Raw genomic sequence first — 15,784 nt, 5'->3', positions numbered from 1 at the left:
GCTATGGCCAACTTACAATATCAATTGATTTTAGATGAATTAAAAACAACGTTATCTAATGTCAAAGATAAAGATGTTGAAAACTTTGAGCAAGCAATCAAAGATGCTAAGCATATTTTCGTAGCGGGCAAAGGCCGTTCTGGATTCGTCGCAAATGGATTTACAATGCGTTTGAATCAGCTTGAACAACCTGCCTTTATCATTGGCGGTATTACAACCCCTTCTATCCATGAAGGCGACTTGTTTATCATTATTTCAGGTTCAGGCAGTACAGAACACTTGCGCCTATTAGCTGAGAAAGCCAAAGATCAAGGTGCCAAAGTGGCGTTAGTCACAACAAAACCTGATTCTAAAATCGGTGAATTGGCAGATGTCACAATTGAACTGCCTGCCGGCACAAAACATGATGCTGAAGGTTCAGCGCAACCTTTAGGCAGTTTATTCGAACAAGCTGCACAATTATTCTTAGATGCCGTTGTATTAGATTTCATGAAAGCTTTCAATATTGATGAAACTACAATGCAGCAAAATCACGCTAATTTAGAATAAAAACGAAAAAGACCTGTAAGTACTTAAGTATAACGCTTAAGCTTACAGGTCTTTTCTTTATGCTTTTAAGGATAATTAGATAGCCTATTCAATTATATGAACGAACTAAATTTTTATTTTAAATGCTCATAAGGACGGCTTTCCGCAAATGATACAATTTGTTCTACGAATAGACGAGAACGTAATTGGAACTCTTCGTCTTGCAAGAAGAATGTTCCATCGTCTAATTTACCGTAATCTGAATCATGTGTCGCAATTTGCGTTGGTACTGCAATACCAAGCAATGTACGTACAATTAAACGTAAATGAGAAAGTGGTTCTGCACTTACAATACCGCCGCTATTCCCCATTAAGCCGACAGGTTTCATTTTGAAATCATCCATTGTCAGATGATCTAAAGCATTCTTTAAGATACCTGAATAAGAACCGTGATAGTTCGGTGTCCCCAAGATAATAAAGTCCGCTTCTCTCGCCTTTTCTTGTAAGTCTTTCACATTAGCTTGATAAGCATCTGGCGGATTACTTGCGCCAGATACATCTAATGTATGAATCGGACGTTCAGCTAAATCAAAGATTTCCGCTTCTACATCCTTTTCATTGAATTGTCCCTTTAAGTATTGTGCCAGTGCTTTAGTGTGCGAATCGATACGCGCACTGCCTACGATAATGACACCTTTCATTCAAAAGTCACCCCAGTTAATTTATTTTGACTGCTCTTCCAGCATTTTGTTGATAGCTTTGCCGACACCACTATTTTGGTTTGTATCTGTCACATATTTTGCGTATTCCTTTACTTCAGGCATCGCATTTTCCATCGCAACAGGATACCCAGCTTTTTTAAGCATCGACACGTCATTCATGTTATCACCAATTGCCATCACATTTTCCATATTGATGCCTAATTGATTAGAGATTTCTTCTAACGCAATCCCTTTTTGTGCATAGGCATTTGTGATTTCAATATTACCACGTGCAGAAGATGAAATGGCTAGGTTTGTATGTTTTGATAGCTCTGCGCTGACACGTTCAATTTTAGAAATATCACTGTCAAACGCTAAAAGTTTCATCACAATTTCACCAGGTCTTTCAGTGATTTGATCATAATTTTTAACCACTTTTAAAGTTCCTTGTTCAATACGATGTTGGATATGATGACGTATTTTGGTTTCATCTGCTTTTTGACCCGCATGTTCTGCAATATCAATATAAATATCTAAATCTCGTTGAGGATCTTCAGTATAAATACCCAAGTTCGTATACACTTGGTAATAAATATCTTCACGATCAAGCACATGTGTAATTTGTTCAATCATTTCATGATTTAAGCTTGATGTATGCATAATATCGAATGATTCATCACGTACTTCTGCACCATTCAAACAAATATAAGGAACTTTTAAACCCGTCGGTTCAATGGGCGCATTAGCCTCATAGAACGCACGACCCGTAGCAATCACGACTGTAATCCCTTGTGCTTGTGCTGCTTTAATCGCTTTAATATTTTCCTCTGAAATTTCATGTGCTGCATTTAATAACGTACCGTCCATATCTGTCGCAATTAGTTTAATCATGAATAACCCTCATTTCTTTTTTCTTAGCTGTAGTGTCGTGAAAGTAATTTCTACAACATAGTCTACTCTCATTCTATCAAACTTCAATTAAAGACTTCTATCGTCTGTTTGTACGATTTATCCAGTTGACAACAATCGTCTTTATTCATTCTTAACTATCTCTTAATTTTTATCGCTTTTCAAACAAAAAGATGTCTCCTACTAAAAGGCAGACATCTTCAAAAAATCATTTAATTATTTGTTCACTTCATCGTTCATTTCATTAGCGTTTTGTTGCTGCTTGGCTTGTTTCTTTTGATGTCTCAGCTGTCTAAAGAAGTTGCGCAACATTTCACCGCATTCTTCTTCCAATACACCGCTGACAACTTCAGCACGATGATTGAAACGCGACTCTTGAAGCAAGTCCATCAAACTCCCGCTGCAACCGCCTTTTGGATCAGAAGCGCCATAAACCACACGGGGAATACGACTCATGACAATCGCACCTGAACACATCACACAAGGTTCTAATGTGACATATAACGTACAATCTTCAAGTCGCCAGCTCCCTACCGCTTCTGCTGCTTTTTCTATCGCAATATGTTCTGCGTGGGCTGTTGGAAGTTGAATTGTTTCTCTTAAATTATGTGCACGTGCTATAATTTCATCGTCTTTAACGATGAGCGCACCAATGGGTACTTCACCTATGGCTTCAGCTTTCTTCGCTTCATCTAATGCAAGTTTCATATATTTTTCATCTATTGTCATATGTTCAATCCCTTACCATGTGATACAATAACTATTGTCTATTTTAACACTTGGAGTGTTGTTTATGAATCAACCTTATATCGCTATTGAAGGACCTATAGGAGTAGGCAAATCTTCTTTAGCACATCGCTTAAGTCAATCTCTTGATTATCATGAAGCACAAGAAATCGTGGATGAGAATCCATTTTTATCTGACTTCTATGACGACATTTCAACATGGAGCTTCCAAACTGAAATGTTCTTTTTATGTAACCGTTATAAACAAGTACAAGATTTAGAACAACTACATAAAGGTATCGTCAGTGATTATCATGTTTATAAGAATAAAATCTTTGCGCGTCAAACGCTGACAGATAAAGAATATAATAAGTTCGACCGTATTTATGACATTCTGACTGAGGATTTAATGATGCCGAATATCGTTATTTTCCTTGATGCAGATTTAGAAGTATTAAAACAACGTATCGCTAAACGTAATCGCAGCTTTGAAACACAAATTGAAGATGAGTATCTCTTAAACTTAAAAGCATCATACCATCATTTCTACGAGTCATTAAAAGCCGAAGGCAAAATTGTGAAACATATCGATACGACACATTTAGATTTCGTTAATCGTCCTGATGATTACGACTATCTATTAAACCTTGTACAATCCATGATAGGAGGCAACACCCATGAATAATTACGGTATCCCTCAAGATGCGGTGATTACAATCGCAGGTACTGTAGGCGTTGGTAAATCAAGCTTAACACGTGCCTTAGCTGAAAAGTTAAACTTTCGTACGTCTTTCGAGAATGTAGATCATAACCCATATCTCGATAAATTCTATGATAACTTTGAACGTTGGAGTTTCCATCTTCAAATCTATTTCCTAGCAGAACGCTTTAAAGAACAAAAACGCATGTTTGAATATGGCGGCGGCTTCATTCAAGACCGTTCTATTTATGAAGACGTTGATATTTTCGCAAAAATGCATGAAGAACAAGGCACAATGACACCTGAAGACTTCAAAACATATTCAGAACTATTTGAAGCAATGGTGATGACGCCTTACTTCCCAAAACCAGACGTTTTAATTTATTTAGAATGTGACTATGACGAAGTCATTGACCGCATCAAACAACGTGGCCGTCAAATGGAAATTGAAACAGATCCAGAATACTGGAAGAAATTATTCCGTCGCTATGATGAATGGATTTCAAGTTTCAGTGCCTGCCCTGTCGTACGTGTGAATATTAATGAATATGATTTACATGACAGTTTAGACACTTTAGACCCTGTGCTAGATAAAATTGCGCATGTCATTCAGGTCTACCGCAATGTCGATACAAGAAAATAATTCACAAACAAAAATCATGTATCTCCTCTCCGTCTGAGTGAGATACATGATTTTCTTTTACTCTGAATCAACCTACATCAAGCTATTGATTAAAGAATCGCTTAATTTCTTTATTCAAACCTTCATAATAATCTTCCTGTGTGACTGGGAATTTCTCTTTCATGTCATCATCTGTACTATTATGCATCACAAATGGATGACCAATATGGCTCAGATATATCTCATCATTACCACTGTCACCAAAGCCTAACACATCTTCTGACTTCAGGTCATACATCTCTAATAGATAACGTACTGCGAATAATTTGCCAGCGTTTTTCGGTGTGAAGTGCACATCATAAGCATCTTCAGGATCCCCTGCTTTAGGATTGGTTTTATTATAATGCACCGCATAGTCATAAGCAGCCGCTTTATCTTGTAGATCCTTTAAATACGTTTCATCTTCTGTCTCATCACCTTGAGTATAATAATAGTATTCATACAATGTCTCTTCATCTCTAAAATCCCTTTGTGGATGAAGTTCAATATGATGTTCTGACTCAAAACTATCGATAATGTCATCGACTTTTTTCTTAGTGAAAGGTCTTTCTGAAACAGCTTCATCATAGGCTTTAGAACGATGGTACATGCCTTTATCATCTCGCTCAAACATTTTTGAACACAAATCTGAAAAGATATATTGTGGATGATATTCCATTTCCGCATGTTTCATCTTCTCCATAATGCTTTCAAAGATACTGCCAGATAATATCGCTGTAATGACTTGATGTTTTTCTTCAGCTTGTATTAATGTCGATTCTAGTTTGCGTAGTTTAGGAATATCTTCTTTCGTAGTTTGATGCTTATAGTACGTTTCATCAAAATCAAATAAAATTAATTGATGCATCCTATCACTCCTCAAACAATGGTTATAGTTCTACATCTTTACGGTAAATTACAGGTTCATAATCTGTTTCACTAATCGCTTTACTGTAATAACCTTCGTCCGTTTCTGTTAAGCCAAATGCTTCGGCTTTATCCGCTTCACTCGTACCGATATAACTTTGACCTTTCGCGTCAAAATACAAATCAAAGAGTGTTCCTCCATAACGTGCTTCATGTTTTAAATCATATAACGCATCAACCTCTTGACGTTTGACGTCTTTATAGAACAATGTATGACTCGAATACTTCGTTGTTTTCGCTTCAAATCCTAAATCTTGCGCTTTAGAATCTTCTGTGACTAAATGAAGTGTTTTGCCAAAGTCGTTTAATACACGAAATACTTCACCTTGATATTCTGCATAGCGTCCATCTAATACTGTATGTTTCGCATTCATATTTTCACCCCATTTATGTGTGACCTTCGCTTACGCTTCTGAATCTTCACCTTTTAAAATCGGAATAATTTCTGGTGCTTTCTCCACGACATAGTCCGCATGTTTAAATTCATGTGCTTGACCAACGCCAGTCAATACAGCCACAGAGAGCCCTAAGCCTGCATTGATAGCGGTTTGTATATCATTCGGGTTATCGCCCACAATCGCAATTTCTTCCGCTTTAAGCCCCTTCTCTTGCGCAAAGAGCGGGTTTAAAACTGCAGGGTCTGGTTTTTCAGCCGCATGAGACTCTGTAGATATGACACAATCAAAGAAAGCTTCGGTATCTGTAGATTCAATGAATTGGTCAGCGCCCTTTTTCGTATCACTTGTAATAATGCCGATACGATAGCCTTGTGCTTTTAATGTTTCTAACGCGTCTACCATACCTTCAATCCATTTGATTTCAGGAACTCTATGATCAATCAAATATTGACTGGTTTTGCGTGTCCACGCACTAACATCTTCTCCCGCTAATGCGTTGAAATTTTGAATAATTTCATCCAATGATCCACATGCCATCGGCGTACCCGGCTCTATTTGATCAGTTTCTTTATTCACACCCAAAGTTTGGTATGCATGTGCTTGATCTTCTTCTGAGATATAACGTTCCACAAACTGATCCACCATTTGAATACCAACCTTCATCCAACTCAAATCAAAATCAATGAGTGTTCCGTCTTTATCGAATAAGATCCATTTAATCGTCATCAGTTTCCACGCTTCTTTCTTTATACTTTTATTACATTCTATCAATTTATGAATTAAGAAGGAAATCAAAAAAGCTCGCATCCTTTATCATGGATGCAAGCTCAAATAGCATTTAATCTTTTTCACATTGCTTGTTTGTCTTTGTGGGTTCAGGCAATGTTTTAACCAAAGTAAATAATACAATCGTTTGGAACGTTACCATAATCAATAAAGCAATTCTAATATAGAAGTTATCCAGCATATAGAGTGAAAATGCGATAACTATATATAAACTCAATAAAATTTTGAACTTCTTCTTTAACGTAAAACCTCTGTCTCTTTTAAAACTTTCCACATATTCACCGTAAACCTTTGTGCTGACTAACCAACGATTAAACCTTTCAGAACTCCTCGAAAAACAAACAGCTGCTAAAAGTAAAAAAGGTGTCGTCGGCAACAAAGGTACAATGATGCCTATAAAACCAACGATAGCTGCAGATAAACCTATCGTAATTAAAATATATCTCATTCATAGCACCTCTACCGATAATCATTTTCAATTATACAATAGAAAATTTACTTGTAAATACTAAAACGCTTGTTCATCACTTAAGCATACACTGTTTTTCATCTTGTCTTTAATTCTTGTATTCTGTAGTATAGCATTGCAGATTAAAATATTAAGGAGTTTCAATATGAGATTAAATAAAATTAAACTTCAAGCAGACAACTATCCGACAGCACTCGATATATGGGAACGCGCTGTCATCGCAACACATGACTTTCTAAAGGAAGAAGATAGAATCGCTTTAAAACAAGAGATTCCTACCTATTTCCAACAAGTTGAAGCCTATTTATGGTTTGATGGACAAAAACCGATTGGATTCTCTGGAACACATGACGATAACTTAGAAATGCTATTCATAGATCCAAAATACTTTAATCAAGGTTATGGAACAGAAATATTGAAATCTTTAATTCAGCAAAACAAAGTCAAATACGTAGACGTTAACCAAGACAATTCACGTGCGACAAAATTCTATAACAAACACGGATTTAACGTATATAAAACATCTCAAACAGACGCTCAAGGCAGAAACTATCCTATTTTGCATATGAAATTATAATGTATTCGCAAAACAACCCTTTTTTCAATAAATTTTATTATATGAATGACAAAACAGGTCAGAAACACACGCTTAAATGTGCTTCTGACCTGTTCTCTTTAACGTTATTTAATGCTTATTTGAATTATTTTTTAGGTACAACCACGCGCCAGCCGTGTTTGTCCTCTAATTTACCACTTTGGATACCAGTATATTGGTCGTATAAGTGTTGTGTGATTTTACCAGTTTCATTATTGTTGATGACGATTTCACGGTCTTCATATTTTAAGACACCTACAGGTGAAATAACTGCAGCTGTACCTGTACCGAAGACTTCATCTAATTCGCCTTTATCATAAGCTTCGAATAATTCATCTACAGATACACGACGTTCTTCAACTTTATAGCCAAGTTCTTTAGCTAATTCGATAACTGTTTTACGTGTAATACCTGGTAAGATACTACCGTTTAATTCAGGTGTAACAAGTGTACCGTTTTCAACGAAGAAGATATTCATGCTTCCGACTTCTTCGATGTATTTTTGTTCTACACCGTCTAACCATAATACTTGGTCATAACCTTCTTTGTTTGCTTTAGATTGTGCTAATAAGCTTGCTGCGTAGTTACCAGCTACTTTCGCAAATCCAACACCGCCGCGTACGGCACGCACGTATTTATCTTCTACATAGATACGTGTTGGTTTTAAAGCGTCGCCGCCATAGTATGAACCAGAAGGAGATAAAATAATTAATAATTTATAGTGACCTGCTGGGTGTACGCCTAAGCCTGCTTCAGTCGCAAAAACGAATGGACGAATGTATAATGATTGTCCTTCCGCTTCAGGTACCCAATCACGTTCGATATTTACAAGTTCTTTTAATCCTTCTAATAATAATTCTTCATCGATTTGCGGCATTTCTAAACGCGCTAAAGATTGATTAATACGTTTGAAGTTTTGGTCAGGTCTGAATAAATCAACCTCTCCATTATGTTTGTACGCTTTTAATCCTTCAAAGACTGCTTGGCCATAATGAAGTCCTTGTGCAGCGGGATCAAGTTCGATCGGTGCATAAGGAGTAATCTTCAAATCATGCCAACCACCTTTATCTTCATCGTAGTCATAACTTAACATGTAATCAGTGAAGTGTTGACCGAATCCTAAGTTACTTGGATCTGGTTTTTGTTTAAGCTCTTCACGTTTCTCGAATTTAACATTTTCTGACATGATTTCTGCCTCCTAAAATTGTGCTTATAAATTAGATAATACTAAAATTATAGCAATCTGAGTCTGTGTATTCAATGAGTTTTTAGAAAATTTCAAAAATACTTCTCTAATATAACCCTTTTTTCACCACAGTTTTCTCTCTCTTTCCTTTAGCATTCCCCATTGATACAAAGTGAATATTGCTATAGGTTTCTACAATTCCATTATTGTACAGTCTATTTCTGAATGCAACTATGAGCCATTTCCTTCCTAACTTGCACGCCATCATACACAATAAATAACAGGACGAACGATTTTCTTTTGGGAAAAGAGAAAACCATTCATCCTGTGTATTAAATTCATAAGCTTACATTATTTTTGAGTTGTTGCTTCTTTTTCTCTAACGCCTTGCAACATCGCTTCTGTCATTTTATCTAAATCATATTTAGGTGCGAAGCCCCATTCATTTCTTGAACAACTTGTATCAATCGCATCTGGCCAGCTATCCGCAATACCTTGTCTGATTGGATCTACGTCATAATTCATTTTGAAGTCTGGAATTTGTTTGCGAATTGATGCAGCAATTTCTTCCGGCTCAAAACTCATTCCGCTTAAGTTATACGCACAACGATGTTCAAGGTTTTCTTCAGGTGCTTCCATTAATTTGATGATTGCGTCAATCGCGTCATCCATAAACATCATATCCATGTATGTGTCTTTACCAATGAAGCTCGTATACTCCCCTTTACGTACCGCTTCGAAATAAATCTCGCACGCATAGTCTGTTGTACCGCCGCCTGGCTCTTTCACAAATGAAATTAGTCCAGGGAAGCGTACACTTCGTGTATCTACTCCGAACTTAGTATGATAATACTCACATAACAATTCACCTGATACTTTATTTACCCCGTACATAGAAGTTGGTCGTTGAATCGTTAATGCTGGTGTGTCACGTTTAGGTGTTGTTGGCCCGAATGCCCCGATAGAACTTGGTGTGAAGAACTGTACGTTATGATGGCGTGCTGCTTCTAATGCATTTACTAAACCACCCATATTAATATTCCACGCTAACATTGGATTTTTCTCAGCTGTCGCAGACAATAATGCGGCCATATGCATTAAAGCGTCAGGTTGAAATTCCTCTACAACTTCATTCATACGATCAGCATCTGTAACGTCTAATAGCGCAAATGGTCCATCTTTAATCGCTGAATCCGCTTCTGGTTCTCTAATATCTGTTGCTAATACATTCTCTGTGCCATAAATTTCACGACATTTCACCACAAGTTCAGTCCCGATTTGTCCTAGTGCACCTGTAATCATAATTCTTTTCATGCATGTCATCCCCTTGAAAAAAGTCTTAGCGAAAAAACACGCAGTATTTCTGAGGTGTACATTCTATTGTTATTTCACATATTTTTTAAATTTGTACTTACTATTGTATATACCATATGTACAAAAATAAGTAAAGCGCTTACATTTTGAAAGGGCAAAATTATACTTTTTTATTAGTTTCAACTTTGCTTTATTTCGATATACATCATATATGTTTCCGACAATAATGACGTAAGGTGCTATAGCCTTCCTTTAAATAAAAATCACCCACCGTATCATTTTGTCCCCAATAATCCAATTCTACTGTGTCACACTTTTCTTTTTCTGCAATAGCTTCTATATACTGCATTAACGCATGACCATAGCCTTTATATTGATACTCTGGTTCAATACTGATTTGATGCACATACAACGTCTTCTGACCATACCGAAATGGCGTTTCATACAATGTGACCAACTGTGCCCATAAGTATCCAGCCGCCACCCCACTATCTGTTTCAATAATCCTTAAATAATGATTCGGCTCATGCATTAATTTCTGAAACAAATCTAATGTATCTAAATAATCATACGGCTTAAATATGTCTGGATAAGCTTCATAATGTATTGAATGAACCGCTTTGTTTAACCGTGCTAATAACACTGCGTCTTCACATTTCTTAATTTTCATCTTACTCACTCCTCACGCACATTCCATGACATGTCTTTAGTCGCTGTGCTGGCTTCGGTCATGTTATGATTATTGTAACGTTTTTAAGTAGCGATTACTGTTTTAAGGAGGCACACTTATGTGTACGAGTTTTACATATACATCTCAATATGATGCGAACTATTTAGCGCGCACTATGGACTTTTCATTCAATTTGAATTCCTTCCCTAAAGCCATCCCTAGAAATTATGAATGGACGACTAACAATGGCCGTGATTTCAATTTAAGCTATGGCTTTGTCGGCACTGCGATGACCGTAAATGGTGTCGTATTTGGTGATGGCATCAATGAAAAAGGATTGTCTATTGCCGTATTGTATTATCAAGGCGAAGCCTCTTATGCGACTTCTACTTCTAAAGACAATATTAACTTAGAACCTGAAGAATTCATTATGTGGTTCTTAGGTATGAATGCGTCTATTAAAGATTTTAAAGAACAAGCAGATGCTGTGCGCTTGCTTAAACAAGTGAATCCCGCTTTAGACAGCGTGCCCCCACTTCACTTTATGATCACAGACCAAACTGGTCAAAGTATCGTAGTAATTCCTTCAGATGGTCAACTGATTATTAAAGAAAACCCTATTCGTGTCTTAACGAATAACCCTAGCTTAGAATGGCACTATCAAAATGCCAGACAGTACACTAGCTTTAATATCGAAGCACCCACAGCTTCTTTATTAGGGATTGAAAGCGTGAAACCATTCGGTGTTGAATCAGGAACTGAAGTATTACCAGGCGGTTATACCTCTCCGTCACGCTTCGTTAAAATGGCCTATTTCCGTCAATTCATCGAAGATACTGAAGATCCAAACAAACGCCTCAACAATTTATTCAAATTACTCGATACTGTCAGTATTCCAAGAGGTATCATTCTAGACGAAGGAACCATTTATTACACACAATATCAGGCGATTATCGATACACATCACCTCATTTATTACTTTAAAGACTATAATGGTTCAGATGTTTATAAAATCAAATTGACTGACGATATACTAGACGCAAGCGATGCCATTACGTATTCTGTGAAACCACAATTAAACCTTATCGACTTAACAGACGTATCATCTGACAATCAATAATTAGTATCTATTCATCATAAATACTGATTGCTAAATCAAAGCGGAACGGCTCATTAACTGAACCGTTCCGCTTCATTGATTTTATAAACTTGTTTAGATAACGCCTAATTCTTTACCTACTTTTTTATATGCTTCAAGTGCTTCATCTAACATTTCTTTTGTGTGTGCAGCTGTCGGCATATTACGTACACGTCCTGTACCACGTGGTACTGTTGGGAAGACGATTGATTTCACATAAACCCCTTCGTCTTTTAAACGTTTACTAAATTCTTGTGTTTGTTTTTCATCACCAATAATAACAGGTGTGATAGGTGTTTCTGATTCACCAATATCATAGCCAAGTTCTTTCAAGCCATCTTTTAGATAATTCGCATTGTCCCAAAGTTTGTCATGCAGTTCTGTAGAATCCATCAGTTTGCGTACAGCAGCAGTGATTGCGGCTGAAGATTCTGGTGTTAATGATGTTGAGAATAAGAATGGACGCGATTGTACTTTCAACCAGTCGATTAATTCTTGTGTACCTGCAACATAACCGCCAACTACACCAATCGCTTTAGATAATGTACCGATTTGGAAATCAATTTTATCTTGTAAGCCAAAATGTTTTACTGTTCCTGCACCTTTACCCATGACACCAGAGCCATGCGCGTCATCGACATACGTGATTAAGTCAAATTCTTCCGCAATTTCAACGATTTCAGGTAATTTAGCAACGTCTCCATCCATACTGAAGACACCATCCGTAATATACATTACTTTATTGTATTGTCCTGATTCTACAGCTTCTTTTGCTTTTTTACGTAAGTCATCCATATCTGAATGATTGACACGAATAATTTTAGCTTTAGATAAACGACAACCATCGATGATTGATGCATGGTTTAACTCATCTGAAAGAATCGCGTCATTTTTATTCATTACCGCAGAAATCGCAGCCATATTACAGTTAAAACCAGATTGATATGCGATGGCTGCTTCAGTACCTTTAAATTCCGCTAATGTTTCTTCTAACGTTTCATGTACATCTAACGTACCGTTGATTGTACGTACTGCACCTGCACCGACACCATAATGATCGATAGCTTCTTTCGCAACTGCTTTCAAGTCTTCGTTTGTTGCTAAGCCAAGATAGTTATTAGATGAAAGATTGATATACTTTTCACCTTTGATTGTAATCTCTGGCCCATTTGCCCCTTCAACAACATCGATTTCATTGTATAACCCATTATCTTTTAAATATTGAATGTTTTCGTCTAAAAAACCATGTAATGATTGAACCATTGGTTAATTATCCCCCTTGTGTTAGATTACATATATCATAACGCATTTTATTACAATAGAAAAGATAACGCTTTCTAAATATTTTCAAAAGGCAAATTTTGATTATACAAACAGCCAAAATATTGTGTGTAATTTTAACATGGGCCTTTTAAGTTTATTCGACAACACGCGTGCTATAATAAGTACATCTATATTAATTACAGAAGAGGTGAATACCATGTTAGATTGGTATCAACTTGCGCATGATAAAGAAAAAACAATGATTCAAATCAGAAGACATCTCCATCAATATCCAGAGTTGTCGTTCGAAGAACATAATACACATGACTATATCGTCAATCAACTTGAACAATTAGCGTGTACAATCCGCAGACCAGTAGGGAAAAACGGGATTGTCGCAACGTTTAAAGGACAAGAAGCAGGACCAACTGTGGCTTTACGCGCAGACTTCGATGCCCTGCCAATTACAGAGTTGAATGACAAACCTTATCGTTCTAAAAATGAAGGATGTATGCATGCTTGTGGTCACGACGGCCATACTGCGATTCTATTAGGTGTTGCGCAAATCATTAATGAACATTTAGCATATTTAAAAGGCAACGTTGTCTTAATCTTTCAATATGGTGAAGAAATTGTTCCTGGCGGTGCCCAACAAATGATTGATGACGGCGCTTTAGAAGGTGTCGACAGTGTCTACGGCAACCACTTATGGAGCGGCTATCCCACTGGTATTATTTACTCACGTCCTGGGGCGATGATGGCATCTCCCGATGAATTTACCGTTACAATTCAAGGTCAAGGTGGGCATGGCGCTAAACCGCATGAAACCATTGATCCGATTGTGATTCTTGCGGAATTTATTCTTAGTGCACAAAAAATCGTTTCACGTACAGTCGATCCGATTAAACAAGCCGTGGTCACTTTCGGCATGATTCAAGCAGGTTCATCAGACAGTGTGATTCCAGACTCTGCCATGTGTCGAGGCACAGTGCGCACATTTGATTCTGAACTCCAAACACACATCATGAATAAGCTTGATAAGCTCCTACAAGGCTTAGCGCTTGCGAACGACATCGAATACACATTAGATTATGAACGTGGCTATGTCCCTGTACACAACAATGAACAAGCCTATGAAACAGTTAAACAAGCTGCACATGACATGAACTTACGCTTTACAGAAGCAGATATGATGATGGTCGGTGAAGACTTTTCAGCCTATCAACGTGTGAGACCTGGCGCATTCTTCTTAACAGGATGCGGCAATGCACAAAAAGGGACTGATTATCCGCACCATAATCCTTACTTTGATATTGATGAAGCTGCATTGAAATATGCGGCAGCTGAATTTTTAAAAATACTAGAGTTAGAACAAGTCTTAACTTCAGAACGCCTTTAATTTGAATCTATACAATACGCGTACACATTCAATCTATAATGTGTACGCGTATTTTTGTGTGATATCACTACTGATAATTACAAAAAAGAGTGATTCTATGTAAAAAAAGAGCCCCTCAAATGAGGGGCTCTCTCTATTAAAATCAACTTAAGTTAAGTCGAAATTATGCTTGGATTTCAGTAACAACGCCTGATCCTACAGTACGTCCACCTTCACGGATAGAGAAACGAGTACCGTCTTCAATCGCGATTGGAGCGATCAATTCAACAGTCATTTCTACGTTATCGCCAGGCATAACCATTTCAGTACCTTCTGGTAAATGAACAACGCCAGTTACGTCAGTAGTACGGAAGTAGAATTGTGGGCGGTAGTTAGTGAAGAATGGAGTATGACGTCCACCTTCTTCTTTAGATAAAACGTAAACATCAGCTTTGAATTTTGTGTGTGGAGTAATAGAGCCAGGAGCTGCTAATACTTGTCCACGTTGTACGTCTTCACGTGCAACACCACGTAATAAAGCACCAATGTTGTCACCAGCTTCAGCGTAGTCTAATAATTTACGGAACATTTCTACACCTGTAACTGTTGTTTTTTTGCTTTCTTCAGTGATACCGATGATTTCAACTTCTTCACCGACTTTGATTTGACCACGTTCAACACGGCCTGTTGCTACAGTACCACGACCAGTGATTGAGAATACGTCCTCAACTGGCATCATGAATGGTTTGTCAGAATCACGTTCTGGAGTTGGGATGTACTCATCTACAGCATTCATTAAGTCTAAGATTTTTTGTTCGTATTCTGGGTCGCCTTCTAAAGCTTTTAACGCAGAACCAACGATAACTGGTACATCGTCACCAGGGAAGTCGTATTCAGATAATAAGTCACGAACTTCCATTTCAACTAATTCTAATAATTCTTCATCGTCAACCATGTCAGCTTTGTTTAAGAATACAACTAAAGCTGGTACACCAACGTTACGTGATAAAAGAATGTGTTCACGAGTTTGTGGCATTGGACCATCTGCAGCAGATACTACTAAGATACCGCCGTCCATTTGAGCAGCACCAGTGATCATGTTTTTAACATAGTCAGCGTGTCCTGGGCAGTCAACGTGAGCATAGTGACGTTTGTCAGTTTGATACTCGATGTGTGAAGTATTGATTGTAATACCACGTTCTTTTTCTTCTGGAGCGTTGTCAATCATGTCGTATGATTGTGCTACAGTGTCACCATTTTTTGCTAATACAGTTGCGATTGCAGCTGTTAAAGTTGTTTTACCATGGTCAACGTGACCGATAGTACCAATATTGGCATGTTCTTTTGAGCGATCGAATTTTTCTTTAGCCATTATGAAATCTCTCCTCTTCTTGTTAAAAAGTTATTTAAATTATCTCTCATGATAGTTTCTCAC

The 15,784-nt window shown here is 37.3% G+C and carries 18 protein-coding genes; 6 read left to right on the top strand and 12 right to left on the bottom strand.

What is annotated here, in order from left to right; genetic code table 11:
- Positions 1 to 3: 3 nt before the first annotated feature.
- The gene (gene hxlB / locus ACFCT9_RS11190) at positions 4 to 549 is read left to right on the top strand and encodes a 6-phospho-3-hexuloisomerase (RefSeq protein ID WP_412519324.1); all 546 of its coding nucleotides are present in this window, start codon (positions 4 to 6) and stop codon (positions 547 to 549) included.
- A gap of 113 nt (positions 550 to 662) precedes the next feature.
- On the opposite strand, the gene ACFCT9_RS11185 is transcribed toward hxlB, so the two are convergent.
- The 3 genes from ACFCT9_RS11185 to tadA form a co-directional block, all read right to left on the bottom strand.
- Complete coding sequence (locus ACFCT9_RS11185) at positions 663 to 1,229, bottom strand: NADPH-dependent FMN reductase (RefSeq protein ID WP_412519322.1); 567 nt, start codon at positions 1,227 to 1,229, stop codon at positions 663 to 665.
- A gap of 21 nt (positions 1,230 to 1,250) precedes the next feature.
- Positions 1,251 to 2,120, bottom strand: a complete 870-nt coding sequence (locus tag ACFCT9_RS11180) for a Cof-type HAD-IIB family hydrolase (RefSeq protein WP_412519320.1) — start codon at positions 2,118 to 2,120, stop codon at positions 1,251 to 1,253.
- Positions 2,121 to 2,354: 234 nt separating this feature from the next.
- Positions 2,355 to 2,867: a tRNA adenosine(34) deaminase TadA gene (gene tadA, locus ACFCT9_RS11175; RefSeq protein WP_412519319.1), complete on the bottom strand. Its 513-nt coding sequence runs from the start codon at positions 2,865 to 2,867 to the stop codon at positions 2,355 to 2,357.
- A gap of 64 nt (positions 2,868 to 2,931) precedes the next feature.
- On the opposite strand from tadA, the gene ACFCT9_RS11170 reads away from it, so the two are divergent.
- Positions 2,932 to 3,549 carry a deoxynucleoside kinase gene (locus tag ACFCT9_RS11170; protein ID WP_412519317.1) on the top strand — a complete coding sequence of 206 codons (618 nt, stop codon included), beginning with the start codon at positions 2,932 to 2,934 and terminating at the stop codon, positions 3,547 to 3,549.
- Entirely contained in the window at positions 3,542 to 4,207 is a 666-nt protein-coding gene (locus ACFCT9_RS11165; RefSeq protein ID WP_412519315.1) for a deoxynucleoside kinase, read from the top strand. The genes ACFCT9_RS11170 and ACFCT9_RS11165 overlap by 8 nt, the downstream gene beginning before the upstream one ends.
- A gap of 82 nt (positions 4,208 to 4,289) precedes the next feature.
- Here the strand turns inward: ACFCT9_RS11165 and ACFCT9_RS11160 are convergent, their stop codons facing one another.
- The 4 genes from ACFCT9_RS11160 to ACFCT9_RS11145 all read right to left on the bottom strand — a co-directional run bounded on the left by ACFCT9_RS11160 (position 4,290) and on the right by ACFCT9_RS11145 (position 6,784).
- Positions 4,290 to 5,093: an HAD-IIB family hydrolase gene (locus ACFCT9_RS11160; protein WP_412519314.1), complete on the bottom strand. Its 804-nt coding sequence runs from the start codon at positions 5,091 to 5,093 to the stop codon at positions 4,290 to 4,292.
- A gap of 22 nt (positions 5,094 to 5,115) precedes the next feature.
- Positions 5,116 to 5,526, bottom strand: coding sequence for a hypothetical protein (locus tag ACFCT9_RS11155; protein WP_412519312.1), 411 nt, complete (start codon positions 5,524 to 5,526; stop codon positions 5,116 to 5,118).
- 30 nt (positions 5,527 to 5,556) lie between these two features.
- Positions 5,557 to 6,276: an HAD family hydrolase gene (locus ACFCT9_RS11150; protein WP_412519310.1), complete on the bottom strand. Its 720-nt coding sequence runs from the start codon at positions 6,274 to 6,276 to the stop codon at positions 5,557 to 5,559.
- A gap of 112 nt (positions 6,277 to 6,388) precedes the next feature.
- Positions 6,389 to 6,784: a YbaN family protein gene (locus ACFCT9_RS11145; RefSeq protein WP_412519308.1), complete on the bottom strand. Its 396-nt coding sequence runs from the start codon at positions 6,782 to 6,784 to the stop codon at positions 6,389 to 6,391.
- Positions 6,785 to 6,950: 166 nt separating this feature from the next.
- Here ACFCT9_RS11145 and ACFCT9_RS11140 point away from each other — a divergent pair, with 166 nt between their 5' ends.
- Positions 6,951 to 7,382: a GNAT family N-acetyltransferase gene (locus ACFCT9_RS11140; protein ID WP_412519306.1), complete on the top strand. Its 432-nt coding sequence runs from the start codon at positions 6,951 to 6,953 to the stop codon at positions 7,380 to 7,382.
- A 124-nt stretch (positions 7,383 to 7,506) separates the two neighbouring features.
- On the opposite strand, the gene ACFCT9_RS11135 is transcribed toward ACFCT9_RS11140, so the two are convergent.
- The 3 genes from ACFCT9_RS11135 to ACFCT9_RS11125 all read right to left on the bottom strand — a co-directional run bounded on the left by ACFCT9_RS11135 (position 7,507) and on the right by ACFCT9_RS11125 (position 10,570).
- Positions 7,507 to 8,586 (bottom strand): branched-chain amino acid aminotransferase, encoded by a 1,080-nt coding sequence (locus ACFCT9_RS11135; RefSeq protein ID WP_412519305.1) that lies wholly within the window; start codon positions 8,584 to 8,586, stop codon positions 7,507 to 7,509.
- A 351-nt stretch (positions 8,587 to 8,937) separates the two neighbouring features.
- Positions 8,938 to 9,900, bottom strand: a complete 963-nt coding sequence (locus tag ACFCT9_RS11130) for an L-threonine 3-dehydrogenase (RefSeq protein ID WP_412519303.1) — start codon at positions 9,898 to 9,900, stop codon at positions 8,938 to 8,940.
- 205 nt (positions 9,901 to 10,105) lie between these two features.
- Complete coding sequence (locus ACFCT9_RS11125) at positions 10,106 to 10,570, bottom strand: GNAT family N-acetyltransferase (protein WP_412519301.1); 465 nt, start codon at positions 10,568 to 10,570, stop codon at positions 10,106 to 10,108.
- Positions 10,571 to 10,688: 118 nt separating this feature from the next.
- On the opposite strand from ACFCT9_RS11125, the gene ACFCT9_RS11120 reads away from it, so the two are divergent.
- Positions 10,689 to 11,690 carry a choloylglycine hydrolase family protein gene (locus tag ACFCT9_RS11120; protein ID WP_412519299.1) on the top strand — a complete coding sequence of 334 codons (1,002 nt, stop codon included), beginning with the start codon at positions 10,689 to 10,691 and terminating at the stop codon, positions 11,688 to 11,690.
- A 93-nt stretch (positions 11,691 to 11,783) separates the two neighbouring features.
- On the opposite strand, the gene ACFCT9_RS11115 is transcribed toward ACFCT9_RS11120, so the two are convergent.
- Positions 11,784 to 12,971 (bottom strand): glycine C-acetyltransferase, encoded by a 1,188-nt coding sequence (locus ACFCT9_RS11115; protein WP_412519297.1) that lies wholly within the window; start codon positions 12,969 to 12,971, stop codon positions 11,784 to 11,786.
- Positions 12,972 to 13,188: 217 nt separating this feature from the next.
- Here ACFCT9_RS11115 and ACFCT9_RS11110 point away from each other — a divergent pair, with 217 nt between their 5' ends.
- Positions 13,189 to 14,370, top strand: a complete 1,182-nt coding sequence (locus ACFCT9_RS11110) for a M20 family metallopeptidase (RefSeq protein WP_412519296.1) — start codon at positions 13,189 to 13,191, stop codon at positions 14,368 to 14,370.
- A 163-nt stretch (positions 14,371 to 14,533) separates the two neighbouring features.
- Here ACFCT9_RS11110 and tuf read toward each other — a convergent pair whose 3' ends face one another.
- The gene (tuf, locus tag ACFCT9_RS11105; RefSeq protein ID WP_412519294.1) at positions 14,534 to 15,721 is read right to left on the bottom strand and encodes an elongation factor Tu; all 1,188 of its coding nucleotides are present in this window, start codon (positions 15,719 to 15,721) and stop codon (positions 14,534 to 14,536) included.
- Between the last annotated feature and the right edge of the window lie 63 nt (positions 15,722 to 15,784).

The organism is Staphylococcus simulans (genome assembly GCF_047037175.1).
Taxonomy (GTDB): Bacteria; Bacillota; Bacilli; order Staphylococcales; family Staphylococcaceae; genus Staphylococcus; species Staphylococcus simulans_C.
This window is presented reverse-complemented; position numbering and strand designations above follow the sequence as displayed.

Excerpts from the sequence above, each read along its gene's own strand:
- hxlB (WP_412519324.1), top strand. The coding sequence starts at position 4 with ATGGCCAACTTACAATATCAATTGATTTTAGATGAATTAAAAACAACG.
- ACFCT9_RS11185 (WP_412519322.1), bottom strand. The coding sequence starts at position 1,229 with ATGAAAGGTGTCATTATCGTAGGCAGTGCGCGTATCGATTCGCACACT.
- ACFCT9_RS11180 (WP_412519320.1), bottom strand. The coding sequence starts at position 2,120 with ATGATTAAACTAATTGCGACAGATATGGACGGTACGTTATTAAATGCA.
- tadA (WP_412519319.1), bottom strand. The coding sequence starts at position 2,867 with ATGACAATAGATGAAAAATATATGAAACTTGCATTAGATGAAGCGAAG.
- ACFCT9_RS11170 (WP_412519317.1), top strand. The coding sequence starts at position 2,932 with ATGAATCAACCTTATATCGCTATTGAAGGACCTATAGGAGTAGGCAAA.
- ACFCT9_RS11165 (WP_412519315.1), top strand. The coding sequence starts at position 3,542 with ATGAATAATTACGGTATCCCTCAAGATGCGGTGATTACAATCGCAGGT.
- ACFCT9_RS11160 (WP_412519314.1), bottom strand. The coding sequence starts at position 5,093 with ATGCATCAATTAATTTTATTTGATTTTGATGAAACGTACTATAAGCAT.
- ACFCT9_RS11155 (WP_412519312.1), bottom strand. The coding sequence starts at position 5,526 with ATGAATGCGAAACATACAGTATTAGATGGACGCTATGCAGAATATCAA.
- ACFCT9_RS11150 (WP_412519310.1), bottom strand. The coding sequence starts at position 6,276 with ATGACGATTAAATGGATCTTATTCGATAAAGACGGAACACTCATTGAT.
- ACFCT9_RS11145 (WP_412519308.1), bottom strand. The coding sequence starts at position 6,784 with ATGAGATATATTTTAATTACGATAGGTTTATCTGCAGCTATCGTTGGT.
- ACFCT9_RS11140 (WP_412519306.1), top strand. The coding sequence starts at position 6,951 with ATGAGATTAAATAAAATTAAACTTCAAGCAGACAACTATCCGACAGCA.
- ACFCT9_RS11135 (WP_412519305.1), bottom strand. The coding sequence starts at position 8,586 with ATGTCAGAAAATGTTAAATTCGAGAAACGTGAAGAGCTTAAACAAAAA.
- ACFCT9_RS11130 (WP_412519303.1), bottom strand. The coding sequence starts at position 9,900 with ATGAAAAGAATTATGATTACAGGTGCACTAGGACAAATCGGGACTGAA.
- ACFCT9_RS11125 (WP_412519301.1), bottom strand. The coding sequence starts at position 10,570 with ATGAAAATTAAGAAATGTGAAGACGCAGTGTTATTAGCACGGTTAAAC.
- ACFCT9_RS11120 (WP_412519299.1), top strand. The coding sequence starts at position 10,689 with ATGTGTACGAGTTTTACATATACATCTCAATATGATGCGAACTATTTA.
- ACFCT9_RS11115 (WP_412519297.1), bottom strand. The coding sequence starts at position 12,971 with ATGGTTCAATCATTACATGGTTTTTTAGACGAAAACATTCAATATTTA.
- ACFCT9_RS11110 (WP_412519296.1), top strand. The coding sequence starts at position 13,189 with ATGTTAGATTGGTATCAACTTGCGCATGATAAAGAAAAAACAATGATT.
- tuf (WP_412519294.1), bottom strand. The coding sequence starts at position 15,721 with ATGGCTAAAGAAAAATTCGATCGCTCAAAAGAACATGCCAATATTGGT.